The organism is Pseudomonas sp. R62, from assembly GCF_000257605.1.
In the GTDB taxonomy this organism is placed as follows: domain Bacteria; phylum Pseudomonadota; class Gammaproteobacteria; order Pseudomonadales; family Pseudomonadaceae; genus Aquipseudomonas; species Aquipseudomonas atacamensis.
In genome coordinates this window covers 1-555 of sequence record NZ_AHZM01000975.1, presented here as the reverse complement: position 1 = coordinate 555, position 555 = coordinate 1, and the positions used below count along the sequence as shown (strand labels likewise).

1 protein-coding gene is annotated in these 555 nt (G+C 63.2%); it reads left to right on the top strand.

Going from position 1 to position 555, the window contains the following annotated elements; all coding sequences use genetic code 11:
* On the top strand, positions 1 to 503 hold a 503-nt coding region (locus OQK_RS01420; RefSeq protein WP_016770778.1), incomplete at its 5' end, for a winged helix-turn-helix domain-containing protein.
* Positions 504 to 555 lie beyond the last annotated feature (52 nt).

The following is a 555-nucleotide window of genomic DNA, read 5'->3' as shown; positions in this document are numbered from 1 at the left end:
AGTACGACGGGCCGATCCTGATGCTCACCGCGCGCACCGATGACGCTGATCAGATCCACGGCCTCGACCTCGGTGCCGACGACTACGTATGCAAACCCGTGCGTCCGCGCTTGTTGCTGGCGCGGATCCAGGCGTTGCTGCGGCGCAGTGACACACCGGAGCCGGTCGCGGAAAAATCCCGGCGTTTGCAATTCGGTCCACTGGTGGTCGACAACGCATTGCGCGAAGCCTGGCTGAGCGACAACGGCATCGAGCTGACCAGCGCCGAGTTCGACCTGCTGTGGCTGCTGGTGTCCAACGCCGGGCGGATTCTTTCCCGGGAAGAAATCTTCACTGCATTGCGCGGCATCGGCTACGACGGCCAGGACCGTTCGATCGACGTGCGCATCTCGCGTATCCGCCCGAAAATCGGCGACGACCCCGACCATCCGCGCCTGATCAAGACCATCCGCAGCAAAGGCTACCTGTTCGTCCCTGAGGCCTGCGCAGACCTGGCGCTGTGAATTCGATTTTCCTGCGCATCTACGGCGGCATGTGCGCCGCGCTGATTCTGGT